The organism is Paenibacillus sp. (assembly GCF_031177825.1).
Taxonomy (GTDB): domain Bacteria; phylum Bacillota; class Bacilli; order Paenibacillales; family YIM-B00363; genus Paenibacillus_AE.
This window is the reverse complement of sequence record NZ_JAPSKE010000012.1, coordinates 115,036-131,580: the sequence shown is the minus strand read 5'-3', so window position 1 is coordinate 131,580 and position 16,545 is coordinate 115,036. Positions and strand designations below refer to the sequence as shown.

General features: G+C 59.3%; 11 protein-coding genes and 1 pseudogene. All 12 read left to right on the top strand.

The genetic code is table 11. The features are described from left to right. The first annotated feature begins 130 nt into the window (after positions 1–130). A complete protein-coding gene (locus RIN49_RS15710; protein WP_309121113.1) occupies positions 131–1,261 on the top strand; it encodes an ABC transporter ATP-binding protein in 1,131 nt (376 codons plus the stop codon). Continuing rightward, a complete protein-coding gene (locus tag RIN49_RS15705) occupies positions 1,258–4,257 on the top strand; it encodes an extracellular solute-binding protein (RefSeq protein WP_309121112.1) in 3,000 nt (999 codons plus the stop codon). Before RIN49_RS15710 ends, RIN49_RS15705 begins: the two co-directional genes overlap by 4 nt. Positions 4,258–4,260: 3 nt before the next feature. Then, a complete protein-coding gene (locus RIN49_RS15700) occupies positions 4,261–5,253 on the top strand; it encodes a carbohydrate ABC transporter permease (protein WP_309121111.1) in 993 nt (330 codons plus the stop codon). Continuing rightward, positions 5,253–6,104: a carbohydrate ABC transporter permease gene (locus tag RIN49_RS15695; RefSeq protein ID WP_309121110.1), complete on the top strand. Its 852-nt coding sequence runs from the start codon at positions 5,253–5,255 to the stop codon at positions 6,102–6,104. Before RIN49_RS15700 ends, RIN49_RS15695 begins: the two co-directional genes overlap by 1 nt. Positions 6,105–6,130: 26 nt before the next feature. Further along, positions 6,131–8,158: a YIP1 family protein gene (locus tag RIN49_RS15690; RefSeq protein ID WP_309121109.1), complete on the top strand. Its 2,028-nt coding sequence runs from the start codon at positions 6,131–6,133 to the stop codon at positions 8,156–8,158. Beyond that, entirely contained in the window at positions 8,151–10,424 is a 2,274-nt protein-coding gene (locus tag RIN49_RS15685; protein ID WP_309121108.1) for a DUF5696 domain-containing protein, read from the top strand. The genes RIN49_RS15690 and RIN49_RS15685 overlap by 8 nt, the downstream gene beginning before the upstream one ends. Further along, a complete protein-coding gene (locus RIN49_RS15680) occupies positions 10,421–11,317 on the top strand; it encodes a carbohydrate ABC transporter permease (protein ID WP_309121107.1) in 897 nt (298 codons plus the stop codon). Before RIN49_RS15685 ends, RIN49_RS15680 begins: the two co-directional genes overlap by 4 nt. Beyond that, positions 11,314–12,300: a carbohydrate ABC transporter permease gene (locus RIN49_RS15675; protein WP_309121106.1), complete on the top strand. Its 987-nt coding sequence runs from the start codon at positions 11,314–11,316 to the stop codon at positions 12,298–12,300. The genes RIN49_RS15680 and RIN49_RS15675 overlap by 4 nt, the downstream gene beginning before the upstream one ends. Further along, positions 12,297–13,145 carry an SMP-30/gluconolactonase/LRE family protein gene (locus RIN49_RS15670; protein ID WP_309121105.1) on the top strand — a complete coding sequence of 283 codons (849 nt, stop codon included), beginning with the start codon at positions 12,297–12,299 and terminating at the stop codon, positions 13,143–13,145. The genes RIN49_RS15675 and RIN49_RS15670 overlap by 4 nt, the downstream gene beginning before the upstream one ends. A 69-nt stretch (positions 13,146–13,214) precedes the next feature. Beyond that, the gene (locus RIN49_RS15665; protein ID WP_309121104.1) at positions 13,215–13,985 is read left to right on the top strand and encodes an IclR family transcriptional regulator; all 771 of its coding nucleotides are present in this window, start codon (positions 13,215–13,217) and stop codon (positions 13,983–13,985) included. Positions 13,986–14,175: 190 nt separating this feature from the next. Further along, entirely contained in the window at positions 14,176–16,434 is a 2,259-nt protein-coding gene (locus RIN49_RS15660; protein ID WP_309121103.1) for a hypothetical protein, read from the top strand. Next, positions 16,431–16,514 (top strand): annotated as a pseudogene (locus tag RIN49_RS28825) (hypothetical protein); the annotation flags it as partial. The gene RIN49_RS15660 and the pseudogene RIN49_RS28825, both read left to right, overlap by 4 nt. Positions 16,515–16,545 lie beyond the last annotated feature (31 nt).

Here is a 16,545-nt window from a genome sequence, read left to right as displayed (position 1 = left end):
TGCTAAAAAATATTATTTCGAAAACGTCCAACGATTTTGAATATTCCGCTGTCATTTTTAGGATAATCGCGTTATACTTTCACGTATATAAATTAAATTCACAAATCACAACGTTCGAGGGGGGCCGCTCATGGGGAACGTGGCGTTCGATCATGTATATAAGTTCTATAAAGGCGAGACTCGGCCGTCGGTCAACGATTTCCACCTGGAGATCGAGGACGGGGAGTTTCTGGTGATGGTCGGACCTTCGGGCTGCGGCAAGTCGACGACGCTGCGCATGCTTGCCGGCTTGGAGGAGGTGTCCAAGGGGGATATCTACATCGACGGGAAGTTTATGAATTTCGTATCCCCTAAGGACCGGGATATCGCGATGGTGTTCCAAAATTACGCGTTATACCCGAACTTGACGGTATACGAGAATATGGCTTTGGGCTTGCAGCTGCACAAGGTCGCCAAACACGAAATCGAGCTTCGCGTCAATCGGGCGGCTAGAATGCTGGAAATTACGCCGTTCCTCGCGAAGAAGCCGAACCAGCTGTCCGGCGGGCAGAAGCAGCGCGTCGCATTGGGCCGCGCGCTCGTGCGGGAGCCGAAGGTGTTTCTCATGGACGAACCGCTGTCGAACCTGGACGCGAAGCTGCGGACGCAAACCCGGATGGAGATCGCCAAGCTGCACAGCCAGCTGAAGACGACGGTCGTCTACGTGACCCACGACCAGACGGAAGCGATGACGATGGGGACGCGCATCGTGGTCATGAAGGATGGAAACATTCAGCAGGTAGCCCCCCCGCAGCAGTTGTACGACGAGCCCGCGAACCTGTTCGTGGCGGGGTTTATCGGCACGCCGCAGATGAACTTCATCGACGGCGCGATCGTCGAGTCGGGGGGCGAATACTTTTTCGAAACGAAGCGCCTGCATTTGAAAATACCGGAGAACCGCCTGCCCGAGATCAAGTCGGCGAAGACGAATTTGCGGCAGGTCGTCATGGGGGTGCGCCCGGAACATGTCGCCTGCGAGTCATGGGCGATCGAACGGTACCCCGACTGGCAAGGCGCCGCCACGGTCGAGATGCGGGAGCCGATGGGCTCGGATACGTATTTGTACGCGACGGTCGGCGAGCATACGTTCACGCTGCGGACGGAGCCGCATGCGCCCGCGCGTCCGGGAGACCCGATCCGAATCGCCGTCCGGATGGATAAGGCTCGATTTTTCGACCGGGAGAGCGGCCGCGCGTTCACGTATCGGGAGGAGCGTTCATGAAGAAATCCGGGAGGATCGCAAGACGACTTGCCGTCGCGGGGGCGGCGGCCGCTTGCGCGGCGGCGCTCGTCTGGCGGTTCGCGTCGACCGAGCCGGCCGCGTACCCCGTTATCGCCGAAGAGAGCTTGTACGACTTGATCGGATCGCCGGCGGACGACGAAGGCCCCGTCCCTTACCTCCAATGGATTCGCAGCGAAGCGGTTCGATCGATGCCGCAGGCGGAAGGAGCGCCCTCCGCGGTGCTCGCGGCGGACTATTCGGCCGCCTCGGAGGAGGCGACCCTTCGAATCCGATACGACGAGGCGAAGCGGGCGAACGTCGTCGATTGGAACGACTCGAAGGGGTGGGTGGAATGGAAGGTGGAAGCGCCGGAGGACGGATGGTACGAGATCGTCGTCGATTACGCGCCTCTGCCGGGCAGCTATTCGAATGCGATCCGGGGCGTTCAGATCGACGGCGAATACCCGTTCCGCGAGGCGAGAAGGATCGGGTTCGAACGAATGTGGCGGGACAGCAAGTTTCCGTACGACCGCAACGCGATCGCCAACGAGATCCGGCCGGTCCAAACGGAAGTGTCGGGGTGGACGACGAAGCGGCTCTCGGATCATTCCCTTTCGGCGGAGCCGCTTCGGTTCGCGCTCGCGGAAGGGGAGCACACGATCCGGTTCGTCGGCGTGAAGGAGCCCCTGTCCATCTATCGAATCGCGTTGGCTGCGCCGGAGCCGATTCCGTCCTATTCGGAGTACGCCGCCGAGCTGCCGAAATCCGACGCGTCGAGCGCGTGGCATAGCCGAGTCGAGGCCGAACGGTTCGCATACAAGACGTCGACGAGAACGCGGCCGATCAGCATTAGCGAGCCGCATGTGTCGCCCGACCCGGAAGGTCGTATCGTCTACAACGTGCTTGGGGGCACGAATTGGCAGGATCCCGGCGATTCGGTCGCATGGGAAGTGGACGTGCCGGAGACCGGCGCATATGCGATCGACGTCAAATCGTTCCGCGGGTACAACGGCAACGCGAGCGTCTACCGAACGATCAAGATCGACGGCCGCGTGCCGTTCCGCGAATTGCTTCGATACGAATTCGCGGCGAATTCCGCCATGGACATCGCGCCGCTCGCCGACGAGCAAGGAAATCCGTACTTGTTTTATTTAACGGAAGGGAAGCATCTGCTGGAGATGACCGTCGACAATTCGACGATTCGGCCCGTCATTATCGCATTGAACCGGTTGAGCGTCGATATCGGCGACATCGAGCGGAAGGTTCGCGCCATCTCCGGAAATTACGGATACGGCGGCGTCGTGAACGTCGATCCGTCCAGAGTATGGGAGATGGATAAGTACGATCCCGAGATGGAGTCGAAGCTGATCGCCGTTAGAGACGAGATCGCGCTCGTCAGCGCATACCTGAAAGGGTTGTATCAAGGCGCGACGGATTCGACGACCGCTCTGGACGACGCCGTCAGCCGCTTGAACGGGCTGCTTCGCGACGTCGACAATTTGCCCAACGACGTAGCCGCGTTCGCGGAAATCAAAACGAATTTGAATACGTGGACGAAGACGATCGAAAATCAACCGATGCATCTCGACTTCCTCGTCGTGCGCGCGCCGGGAGCGGATCCGGATTACCGATTGCCGGACACCTGGGATAAAGTGCGGTACGCCGGCGTCAACTTCGCGCGCTCGTTCTTCCAGCCTTACGACGCTGGGGTCGGGAAAGAAGAGGGGGCGTTGACGGTTTGGGTCCAACGGGGAAGAGACTACGTGGACTTGCTCGAGTCGATGATCGCCCAAGAGTTCACCCCGAGGACGGGAATTCCGGTCAACATCAACTTGGTCGCAAACCAGAACGTGCTGTTGATGAGCGCGGCGGCCGGTCAGCAGCCGGACGTAGCGCTAGGGTTCGGCATGGAGGTTCCCGCCGATTTCGCGATGCGCGGCGCGGCCCAGGATTTGACGAGATTCGAAAACTTCGAAGACGTATTCGGCCGGTTTACCCCGGGCGTGATGCGTTCGTACACGGTAGACGGCAAAGTGTATGCGCTTCCCGAAACCGTAACGTACAATATGTTGTTCGTGCGGACGGATATATTGGAAGAACTCGGACTGGCGCCGCCGAACACGTGGGAAGACGTGCTCGCCATGCTGCCGACGCTGCAGGAGAACGCCATGAGCTTTATGTTTCCGAAGCTGTCGACGCTGGATCAAGGCGCGATGACGTTCATGTCCCGGAAGCCCGACTTCATTACGCCGTATTATCAGCACGGCGCGGATTTCTACGCGCCCGACGGGCTGCGGCCGACGTTGAACAGCGAGGAAGGGTATGCGGCGTTCAAGCAATGGACGGATTGGTTCGCGAAATACGACTTGCCGAGAGACGTGCCGGAATTTTTCAACCATTTCCGCTTCGGCAGCATCCCGGTAGGCGTAGGGGATATCTCGATGTATATCCAACTGACGGTCGCCGCCCCCGAATTGGCGGGCCAGTGGAAGATGCTCCCGATTCCGGGCATCGAGTCGCCCGACGGCACGGTCGTTCGCTGGACGTCGCAAGGCCTCGCCTCCGCCATGATCTTAAGCGCCAGCGAACGGAAGGAAGAAGCGTGGAAATTTCTGGAGTGGTGGACGTCGGACGACGTCCAATCCCGCTATGCGAACGATATCGAATCGTTCGCCGGCGTCGAGTATCGCTGGCATTCGGCCAACCTGAACGCTATGCGCTCGGTTCCTTGGACGGAGGAAGAGCTGCTCGCGATATCCGAACAGTGGAGATGGGCTAAGAACATGCCGTTCGTTCCCGGATACTATATGCTTCCTCGGGAGATGGATTTCGCTTGGAACCGGACGCTGCTGGAGGGCGAGCCTCCGAGAGAAGCGCTGGAGGAAGCTCAGATGTCCTTGATGCGGGAGATGCGCCGGAAGCAGGTCGAATTCGGGATCGAACCGGGCGACGGATGGAATATTGAAACCTACGACGAGCCGTACGGAAAGGAGTAAGCCATGGAACCTACACGACTCTCCCCGACGGCCGCTTCCGCGCGGGCGGCTTCCCGGAAGCCGGGAACGCCCCCGTTCGCGCGTCGGATCGTCTCGTTCGCTAAACAATGTTGGCGGGATCGGCTATCTTATTTGTTTTTGGCGCCGTTCCTGATTCTCTTCTCCGTCTTCATCGTCGTCCCGGTGCTTATGGCGATCTTCCTGAGCATGACCACCTTCAACGGGATCGGATTTCCGAGATTCGTCGGCATCAGCCATTTCATCGCGATGCTGACGCAGGATTTCGTGTTCATGAAGCACACGCTGCCCAATACGTTGAAATTCGCGGTCATCGTCGGACCGGGCGGCTATGCGCTGGCATTCTTCTTCGCCTGGTTGATTCACCAGCTGCCAAGGGCGATTCGGGATTTCTTCACGTTAGCGTTGTACGCGCCTTCGATGGCCGTCGGAGTCGGGTTATCCGTCATTTGGGTTTCGACGTTCAGCGGCGACCGCGTCGGGTACTTGAACAATCTCTTGTTGCGCTTCGGCATGATCGAATCGCCGGTGCTTTGGCTGCAAGATCCGAAAACCCTCATGTGGGTCGTCATCATTATTACCTTATGGACGAGTATGGGCATCGGGTTCTTGGCCATGCTGGGCGGATTGCAAACCGTGAACACGGAATTGTACGAAGCGGGCAGAATCGACGGCATCAAGAACAGCTTGCAAGAAGTGTATTACATCACGATTCCTTCCATGAAGCCGCAGATGCTGTTCGGGGCGGTCATGTCGATCGTGAATACGCTGAAGGCGGGCGAGGTCACTACGTTGCTGACCGGCGTCGTCGTCACCCCGAATTACGCGGGGCATCTCATTAACAACCATATCGAAGATTACGCGTTCCTCCGATACGAATGGGGATACGCTTCCGCATTGTCGGTCCTGCTGCTGCTGATGGGGTACGGACTGATGCGACTCAGTTACAAGCTGTTCCGAACGAAGGAGGATGAATAATGCGCTCCCTCCGGAAGGTGACCTTTGCCCAATGGCTGCTGCTCTTCGTTCTGACCGCGATCGGCTTGTTTATGTTCATCCCGATCGTCTTTCTGTTCAATAACGCGTTCAAGCCGTTGAACGAGCTCTACTTATTTCCGCCGCCGATCTTCGTTCGGCAGCCGACCATGCAAAATTTCGACCATTTGTTTTTGCAGGCCGCCGCCGGCGCGGTCCCGTTCACCCGATACTTATTCAACAGCGTCGTCGTGGCGGTCTCTACGCTCGCCGCCGTCGTTCTGGTCAGCACGATGGCCGGGTACGTCTTGTCGAAGCACCGGTTCCACTTCAAGTCGGTCATTATGGCGACGGTGATGATATCGCTCATGTTCGTTCCCGAGATGGTGCTCATTCCTCGGTACCTGGTCGTCAGCGGGTTGGGGCTTAAAGACACGTATTGGGCGCATATATTGCCCTTCGTCGCTTCGCCGGTCGCCGTGTTTCTAATGAAGCAGTTCATCGATCAAATTCCGGACGCCTTGTTGGAGGCGGCCAAACTCGACGGAGCGACGGATATGTACATGTTTACTAGAATCGTGATTCCGTTGACGGCGCCGGCCGTCGCTACGATCTGTATCATTACGTTCCAGCTCGTGTTTATGGACGTAACGACGTCGACGTATTACACGACGAAGGATACGCTCAAGACGATGGCCTTCTATATGACTTCATTCACGATCAATATTCCCGGCGTCGCGGCGGCAAGCGTCGGCGCGGCCATCAGCCTGCTGATGTTTCTCCCGAACCTGTTGTTGTTCCTGTTGTTCCAGCGGAAGATGATCCAGACGATGCTTCATTCGGGCGTGAAATAAGATGGAGGAGACAAGGGGGGCCGCAGATGCGTCGATCCGCTAAAATTTTGGCAGCCATATGCTTGTTATGCATGCTCGCGCCGGCCGTCGTTTCCGCCCGGCTTCCGTACGATACTTGGTTCGTCGATCGCCAAACCGGACGCATGTCGGCGATCCAACCGATCTACGTCCCGAAGGAAGTCGTGGACGGGTCGGATTGGGAAACGCCGCTTCAATCGCCGAGCGATCTGTTTATCGCGCGAGACGGCAGCGTATATATCGCCGATACGGGCAATGACCGCATCGTTCAATTGGACCGCGAAGGGGACTATGTCCGGAGCATCGGCACCGAAGAAGGTCCGGGGAAGCTGAAAGGTCCGGAAGGCGTGTACGTCGCGGACGACGGCACGATCTACGTCGCCAATACGGGGGGCCGGACGATCGTGAAATACGGAGCGGACGGCCGGCCGCTCCGCGTCTTCGAGAAGCCCGAGTCCGAATTGCTTTACGAAGAGTACCATTTCGTCCCGACCAAGCTGGTCGTCGACCGGCGCGGGGTCATGTACATCGTCGTGAAGGATTCGTATCAAGGGTTGTTTCGGATGAACCCGGAGGGACAATTCACCGGCTTCTTCGGCGCGAACAAGGCGAAGCTGTCTTGGCTCGACCGATTGAAGCGGACGATCTTGTCCAAGGAGCAGCTGGCCAAGGAAGCCGCGATCCGGCCGAATACGATCGGCAACGTCTCGCTGACGGAAGACGGCTTCCTCCTGGTGACCAGCTCGGGGCGGCTCAGCGACGGGCAAATCCGCAAGCTGAACGCGGGCGGGGCCGACGCATTCCGCAATAAGGAATTCGACCATCAGTTGGTCGACACGGTGACGGATTCGCAAGGGTTTATGTATACGTTAAGCCTCCGCTTCGGCGAAGTCGGCATCTACGATCCGACGGGGTTCCAGATGATTTTCTTCGGCGTCAAAGACGAGACGGCGCGTCAGCAAGGCGTCATGAGCTTTCCCGCCAGCATCGCCGTCAGCGACGCCGACGAGGTGTGGGTGGCGGACAGCTCCCAGCATGCGGTCCAAGTATACCAAAGAACGGACTTCGGCGAGACGTTCCTGAAGGCGAACGAATTGTATTTCGCGGGGGAGTACGAGAAGAGCAAGCCGTATTGGGAAGAAGTGATGCGGCATAACGGAATGATGGACTTCGCCTTCACCGGACTCGGCAAGAGCGAGCTCAGCGAAGGAAAGTATGCCGCGGCCGTCGGTTATTTTAAAGAGGCGCGGGACGCGGCGAACTATTCGGATGCGTTCTGGTACGTACGCTATGAGTGGATCCAGCGTTACTTCGGTTGGACGCTTCTCCTGCTGGCGGCGGCCGTATGGGGGGGCGCGTTCCTGTTCCGCAAGGGGAGAGCTTATGCCGTCAAGCGCGCGTGGCCCCCGTTGGCGCTGCGATACGGTTCGGAAATCAGGGACGTAGGGTTCGCCGTGTTTCACCCGTACGAAGGGTTTTACCGGTTGAAGGAACGGAACTTGTCGTGGGCGACGACGGCGACGATTCTGGCGGCGGTCGTCGGCGTCCATCTGTACTCGATTTTCGGATCCAGCCTCATCGCCTCTCCCTACGACGCGGATAAGGTCAATCTTCCGTTGTCCGTCGGCCTGCTGCTCGTGCCGTGGCTGACCTGGGTGGTCGCCAATTATTTGGTCAGCTCCGTCAAAGGCGGCGAGGGACGCTTCCGGGAAGTCGTGCAGGCCAGCGCCGTCGCGTTCGTCCCCTATGCGGTCATGACGATTCCGATCACGCTCCTGTCCAACGTGCTCGTATTCGAGGAGTGGATCGTATACGACGTCAGCAAACAAGCGATGTGGGTTTGGATCGGTCTGCTGTTTTTCGTCATGACGCAAGTGACGCATAATTTCGAGTTTACGGAAACGGTCAAAAATATCGGGATTACATTGTTTACGATCGGCGTCATCTGGATTTTCGTCACGATTCTCGTCGGGCTCGGCGTGAACTTGTACGACTTTATTCAGCAGATTTATCGGGAGGTGACCTTCCTTGCTTAGAAGGATATGGCCGACAAGCGTCTCGACGCGGCTCTTGATCGTTCTGGCGATGGGCCTTCTGACGGCGGGAAGCCTCCTGTTCGCGAGCGGTCGGTGGGATCGCCTCCCCGGCCTGCAAGAGATGGGGATCGACGCCCCCCCGGGGAACGCGTTCCCGGTGTTCCAAGGAGATCCATGGGTCGCGCCTCCGACCGGCCCCGACGGCTTCGCGGAAGTCGCGCAAAATCGGCGATTCGCGCTGTACGTCGATCCGAAGACGAGCCAAATCGCGGTCCGCAACAAGGAGAGCGGATTTTTATGGAGGAGCAATCCGCCCGCCTCGCAAATCGAAAAGGAAACGGTGAAAGGGGCGTTGCTTGAAAACCTGCAGTCCCCGTTCATCTTAGAGTACGTCGCCGGCGCGAGCACGCGCCGAATCCAAAGCAATTCGCTCGATCCGAAGCTGAACGCGACCTACGTCCCGATCCGGGACGGCATTCAAATCACGTACGATTACGGGGAGCTGAACCTCTCCTTCGCGATGCAGTACGTCTTAACCGAAGCCGGCTTCGAGCTGCGCATTCCGGATGCGGGCTTGAAGGAGGCGGGAGAGATGAAGTTGTTCTCGCTCAACCCGCTCCCGTATTTCGGCGCGGTCGCCGGGAAGGAAGAGGAAGGCTACCTCTTCGTTCCCGACGGTCCGGGAGGGATCATTCGGTACGACTCCCGTCCGCCGGCTCATGTGAGAGGTTACGATTTCGCCATCTACGGAGACGATCCCGCCCATCTGAAAGAGGGCTTCTTCAAGCCGAAGCGGGAGCCGATCAGTTACCCCGTATTCGGCCTTGCGAGAGGGGACGAAGCGTACGCGGCGATCGTGTCGGAAGGGAAATATAACGCGTCGATCCGGGCCCTTCCGTCCGGGATCGTCTCTTCGTACCATTCGCTCAGCGTCAACTTCCCGTATCGGCAGGAGTACGGGCGAAGAGTGAGCGGGCTTACGGACGAGAAGGTAAAGACGATCGAAGCGGAGCGGGCGTCGACGGATCGGCGCGTCGAATATCGGCTGCTTCATGGAGACGAAGCCGATTACGTCGGGATGGCCCATGCGTACCGACAGTACTTGGAGGACAACGACATGCTGCCGGAGCGGCTTGCGCCGACCGAACGCATCCCGCTGCATCTGTCGCTCATCGGCGGCGGAATGAAGCCGAAATTCGGCGGTTATCGGTACGAACCGGCCACGACGTTCCGGCAGGCGGAGCGCATCGTGGAGCAGCTGCTCCAAGAAGGGGTCGCGAACCTTCGGATCACCTTCCAAGGCTGGCAGCGCAGCGGCCGCGCGAGCACGGACCAGCGGCTTCCGATCGCGAAAGACATCGGCGGGACGGACGGCGCGAGAGCCTTCGTAAGCACGATGAAGGAGAAGGGGATTCCGGTGCTGTTCGAGGATACCGTCGGTTGGAAGCGCCCGGAGCACTCCGATTTCTCGATGAGAACGGACGGCGTCCGGGCTATCGATTCCACCGTGCTCCAGGGTCGATTCCGATTCAACGACGAATTCACGCTGATCCCTGGCGTGCTGGGCGACTTCATCGTGCATCCGGCGAAAGCGATTCGCGGTCAGAAGGAAGTGATCGACGCGCTCGGGCGGATCGGGGCGAGCGGCATCCATTACGTCGACGGTCCCGGCAACCTGCTGTACAGCGACTATAACGCCGACGCGCGCCTCTCCAGAGCGGACACGGCCTACTACTACTCGTCGCTGCTCCGGTATACGAAGAACGAATTCGGCTCCGTCGGCGTGAAGCGGGGGTACGATTATGCGCTGAAATACGCGGAGCTGGTCGAGGAATTTCCGCTGGAGTCAAGCTACGACTTGATCGTCGACGAGACGGTGCCGTTCTATCCGATCGCCGTTCACGGCGCGGTTCCTTATACTTCGACGCCGGGCAATTTGCGCAATCAATACGATCTCGACTTGCTGAAAGCGATCGAATACGGCGCGATCCCTTCCTTCAAGCTGACGTACGCGCCGAGCCGCGCGTTGACCGACACGGATTACGGCGACGTGTACAGCAGCGAATTCGCCGTATGGAAGGATCGGATCGCGGCGGAATACGCGAAATTCGATTCGCTTGCCGCGGTGTACCACCAGCGGATCGAAGACCATGAGCGAGCGGAGGACGGCGTGTTCGTCACGACGTACGAAGACGGCACCAAGGTCACCGTCGACTATAACGCGATGCAATTCTACGTAAAGGAAGGAGGCGGGGAAGACCGGTGAATTCGAGCGTCGAGAAGCGCAAGGCGTACCTGCTGTTTCGCTGGAAGACTTATGGCATGGGGTACTTGTTTATGCTCCCGTGGATCGTCGGTTTTTTATCCTTCGTTCTCTTCCCGGTCGGGTGGTCGTTATACAACAGTTTCAATAAAGTGTCGATTACGAGCGGCGGCTTTCAATACCATTGGGTCGGATTCGAAAATTATTACCGGATGCTGTTCGAGAACAACGAATATCCGATTCTCTTGATTACGTATTTTCAAGAAATGCTGCTCATGATTCCGTTGATTTTAATTTTCGCGTTCTTCGTCGCGCTTCTGCTGAATCAGAAGTTCCCGGCTCGGGGGTTCATGCGGACGGTGTTCTTCCTGCCCGTCATCTTCGCGACGGGTCAGGTGTTGATGGAGCTGTTCCGGCAAGGCTCGGGCGAGCTCCCGTTCATGGAGCAATACCGGGTCGAGGACGTCGTCGATTTGTACTTCGGAGGCTCCGTCGCGGAGGCGATCGTAAGCGTGCTAAGCAAGGCGGTGATCATCTTATGGTACTCCGGGGTGCAAATTTTGATCTTCCTCGCCGGCTTCCAGACGATTTCGCGAACGCTGTACGAGGCGATTCGCGTCGACGGCGCGTCGCCGTGGGAAAGCTTTTGGAAAATTACGTACCCCGCGATGATTCCGTTCGTCGGGCTGAACGCGGTGTATACGATCGTCGACTTGTTCACGTACCCGTTCAACCCTGTCCTTAAGGTCGTGCAGGATAATATGTTCAAGGCGACGACGGGGTATGGATACGCAAGCGCGATGGCATGGTTGTATTTCGGTTTAGTCTTACTATGTATCGGCGCGGCGCTCGGATTGACGTATCGGGCGTCGGAGATGGGAGGCGGGCGAAGATGAAGCCGGAGAGAACGGCGCGGCGGCTCGAGGGGCTCCGGACGGCGGAGAGGACGCCGAATCGGATGGCGTTGCAGCTGAAGAGGCTTGCGGTCGGGCAGAACGTGAACGACGGCTGGATCGCGAAGATCGTCATTTTGCTCGTCTTGACGGTCATCGCGTTCTTGTACGTCCGTCCGATCATCGACATGATCTCGACGAGCATGAAGAGCTTGGAGGACTTGATCGACCCGGTGGTAGGGGTCATCCCGCGGAACGTCGATCCGCAGAACTTCATCGACGCCTGGAACGGACTCGTCTATCCGCAGTCGTTCGCGAGCACGCTGACGATCGCCTTGTTCGGCTCCGCGTTTCAGGTGTTCTCCTGCGCGATCACCGGGTACGCGCTGGCCCGTCTGCAGTTTCCGGGGAAGAACGTCTTCTTCTTTTTGACGATCGTCACGTTCCTGGTGCCGCCGCAAATTACCATCGTTCCTTTGTACATGATCTACCAGCAGCTCGGGTGGCTGCATACGCCGTTCGTCTTCTTGGTGCCCGCGCTGCTCGGGCAGGGGCTGCGCGGCGCGTTGTTCGTCATTATTTTCCGCCAGTTTTTCCTGTCTCAACCGAAGGCGCTGGAAGAAGCGGCGAGGATGGACGGCGCCTCCGCGTTCCGTTTGTTTTTCCGGATCATGCTTCCGCTCGCGAGCGCGTCCTGTCTCGTGGTGTTCCTCTTTTCCTTCATCTGGTACTGGAACATGTACTACGAGGCGACGCTGTTTCTAAGCAAAGGGTTCACGCCGTTATCCATCCGGCTCAGCGCGCTCGAGATGCAGCTGATCGGCAACCAGTCGCTGACGTTCGGCGCCGACGCCGGCAAGGATCCGATCGCCGAAGGGCCGAAGATGGCCGCGGCGTTCCTCATCATCCTGCCGCCGCTGATCGTGTACATGATCGCGCAGCGTTGGTTCACCGAGGGCATCGAACGATCGGGGATGGTCGAATGACGTTCGCGCGCGAGTATACGAAGCGAGGGGCGTTCGCGGCAGGGATCGAAGGCCCCGCCTGCGACCCGGACGGCAATCTATACGCCGTCGCGTACAATGACGGCCGGCCTCGGGCGATCGGGAAGGTGTCCCCCGGAGGGGAGGTCTCCTTCTTCGTCTCCCTGCCGGAAGGCAGCATGGGCTGCGGCATGCGGGCGTACCCGAAGGAGGGCGCCTTGTTCGTCGCGGACTTCGCCGGCCATAACGTGCTGAAGATCGAGCTCTCGACGCGGCGCGTGTCGGTGCATTGCCATGAGCCGCGCATGCATCAACCGAACGATCTGGCGATCCGCGCCGACGGGACGCTGTTCGCAAGCGACCCGCTTTGGGACGACGGCACCGGACAGCTGTGGAGGATCGATCCGGACGGAACCGCCGCGCTGCTCGAGTCCGGCATGGGGACGACGAACGGCATCGAGCTCAGCCCCGACGAACGAACGCTGTACGTGGCCGAGACGCTGCAGCGTACCGTATGGGCGTATGACGTGAGCGGAACGGGGGCGGTGTCGGGCAAGAGGCTCTTGCACCGTTTCGAGGACCATCTATCGGACGGGATGCGCTGCGACGCGGCGGGGAATCTGTACGTGACGAGATTCGGCAAAGGCTGCATCGCAAAGCTGTCCCCGGAGGGAGAGCTTCTGGAGGAGATCGCGCTGATCGGGAAGCAGTGCACGAATGTGACGTTCGGCGGAGCGGACGGCCGGGATGCGTACGTCACGGTCGCCGACAACGGCAATATCGAGACGTTCCGGACGGACGTTCCCGGGCGCTGCTGGACGATGTGGAGGAGCGGGGAGGGGTGGTAGGAGGTTCGTCGTGGACACCCGGACGACGGATACGTTACAATATTTTCGGAGAAAGAGGGAGGGATATCCTTGGATCAACCATCGCCTAAGGTGAAATCGGCGGACCGCGTTCTAGATATATTCGAACTGTATTCGGGAGATAAAGATTCTTATACGCTGACGGAAATCGCGAAGTCGCTAAACATGCCCGCAAGCAGCACGTATCAACTGCTTCAGAACATGCTGAGCCGAGGGTATCTCGAGTCGGACAGCACGGGCAAAAATTTCCGACTGGGCTACAAGCTCTTCGAAATTCGGGTACAGCACCGGAAGAGCACCAGCTTGACGGCGGAGTTTTTCCATATCGCGGGCAGGATGGCGGAACAGCTGAAGGAAGTCATTCTGCTGGGCGTGCGCAGCGAAGACAAGGTCGTTTATATCGCGGAAAAGCAAATCGCGCAGCCGTTCCGCTTTTCCACCAGCCTCGGTTCGGTGCTGCCGCTTCACGCGTCCGCTTCCGGGAAAATCTTGCTCTCCCGTCTGCCGGAAGAGGAGATCGACGCGCTGTATCCAAAGAAAAAATTAAAAACGTTTACAAGCAAAACGATTTCGACCGTCGATGCGCTCAAAGAGGAGCTCGCGAAGGTGCGCGAAGAGGAGATCGCGTACAATTACGGCGAATCGGTGGAGGGCGTCCACTGCATGGGCGGGCCGATCTACGACATGGAGGGCAACGTGGTCGCTTCCGTCAGCGTGTCGATTCCCGCGATCCGGATTACGGACGAATTATGGGAAAATACGCGGTTTTGGATCAAGAAAGCTTGTACGGAAATTAGCAATAAAGTGTATCTGCAAAATTGAAAACAGGCCGTCCGCGGCTCGAAAGCCTCCTGCGATGCAGGGGGCTTTTTTGGTTTCATTTTTCATAAATAAAAAAAGTTTAAGTATACATGAAAAAATCGTTGACTATCGGGGGCGCCGAATATAGAATTTCCTTAACAACTGGAATAGAACGGAAAAACGGAATACGGGGAGTCGAGGGGGAAGCGGGATGGTCGACAATTTGCTGGCGGCGCTGCCTGAGGAGCTGACTCGATTTACGCAGCTGCCGAACGCGGAAGGACATAACGCGGTTTGGGATTTCGCGAAATCGCCCGATGGCCGGTTTTACGTAAGCGTGTGCGGGGAAAACGAGAAACCGCTTACAGCGCTGCTCTACGAGTATTACCCGAAGACGGGCGACATTCGGCTCGTCTTCGACGTCGCCAAAGCGTGGATCGTCGACGCGCGGCAGATGCCGCCGAGCAAGATCCATACGAGCATCGACTTCCTTCCGGACGGCCGGCTGATCCTGGCGACGCATAACACCGCGCCGGCGCCCGGGCACAAGCAGTGGATGTATGAGCAGTATTACGAGCATCCGTGGGAAGGGTATCCCGGCTCGATCTTAATGATCGTCGATCCGGACGCGAACGAAGTGCAGGTCCGAGGCATTCCCGTGCCGAGGGAGAGCATCTACGGGGGCATGCTCGGGAACGACCCGCGGTATTACTATTTTCTCGGGTACATGCGAGGTCACTTCTATCGGCTCGATCTGGACACGAACGAAGTGAAGGATTACGGGAAGGTGTCCGAGTTTTCCTCTTGCCGGTTAGTGAAAGACCGCGAGGGTCGGTTGTACGGCAGCTCGTACACCGGCGGAGTGTGGCGGTACGATCCGGCGAGCGACCGCATCGAAGATTTGAAGGTGCGATTCCTGTCGCCGAACGGGACGAAGCATCGGAGGCAATTCATCTTCGCCGTCCACTCCCCGCGAAACACCATCTTCATGGTCGACAATATGGACGGCGAGATGATCGAGCTCGATCCCGAGACGCTCGAAGCGACGAGACACGGTCCCATACATCTTCCTTCGCAGCGGCCGGTCAACCCGTACGGCGTCGGCGGCCTCGCGGCGGACGACGACTTCGTCTTGTATTACGGACTGAAGACGTACGACGGTTACAGCCCGATCCGATTGGTCCGCTGGGATATCTTGAACGGCGGGGCTCCCGAAAATCTCGGACTCGTCACGCCTTCGGGCAAGGACTCTCAGTATTTGTGCGAGATGATCTTCGACGACGACGGGCGGCTGCACATGGTGGACGTCTGCGGCGAATTTTCGCCGTATATCCTGGCCGTGGATGCGAAGCGGCTGCAGCCGCCGGGGCCGGACGCGCCGAACGCCGCGCTGCGACCGTACAGCGAGCCCGACTACAACGGCGTAGGCGCGCCGGCGTACATGCATATCGTCGCGAACGACACCCGTACGATTCCGCTGCATCAGCATTTGGATTGGGCGGACACGGCGGTGCGTCATATGCGGAGCGCGGGCGGCCGGCTGTACGCGGTGAGCGGCACGGAGCGTACGCTGCTGCTCGAGCTCGAGCGGGACGGCGTCGGGCCGGCGAAGGCGACGGTCGTGAACGAAGGGGCGGCCGCGATCTCCTGCATCGATCTCTTGGGAGACGGCGGAATCGCAGCGTTGACCGCGGACGGCCGCGTCGCGTCGATCGATCTCGCCGGCGGCGCGGTCCGTACGGTCGCGGTTGCGGTCCCGGGCGGCGCGACGCTCGCGACGCTGCACTGCGACCTCGGGGGAGGCGTTCTTCTCGCGGGCGACCGCGAAGGGGCGCTCCATACGCTCGATTGCGCGACCGGGGCGTGCGCGCCGCTGCCGAACGCGCGCGTCCGGGCCAAAGACGGCCGCGTACTGAAGCTCGACGACCGCAGGCTGCTGTTTTCCGGGGAGAACGACGAGCTCCTGGTGTACGACATGTCGGAGGGGCGCAACGAGACGTTAGCCGCGCGAGCGCCTTCCATCCGGGGCCGAGCGTTCCTGGCGACGCTGACCGGCGGCGCGCTGCTGGCGGACGGCACGGTCGTCGGAGGCACGTACGACGGCATGCTGTTCGCCTTGTCGCCGGATTTGCGGCGCAAGACGACGTACGGTCGGCTGTACTCGAGCGGGGAGCTTCGGGAGTTCGTCCGGCTCGGGGACGAGGCGATCGCGGGCGTCTACGGCGGTCCGAACGATGCCGGTCATGTGTTCCGCTATTCCCGGGACGAGGGCTTCGTCGATCTGGGCCGGCCCCGGGTGATCAAGGATAACCCCGAGCTAAGGGACGTCGACACCGAGTGGGCCAATATCCACTACATCTCTTGTTTGGTCTACGACGCGGAAGACGACGCGCTCTGGGTCGCCTCGGGCGAGACGTACGGCTGCATCGTACGCTACCGCGGCGCGGCGGGGCCGGGCGAACCGTCGTGATCCGGATCCAAGGACATCGAGGCTTGCCGGCGGCGTTCCCCGAAAATACGATGCTGTCTCTGCGGGAAGCCGTTCGCGAAGGGGCCGACGGGATGTACATCTTGATGCAAG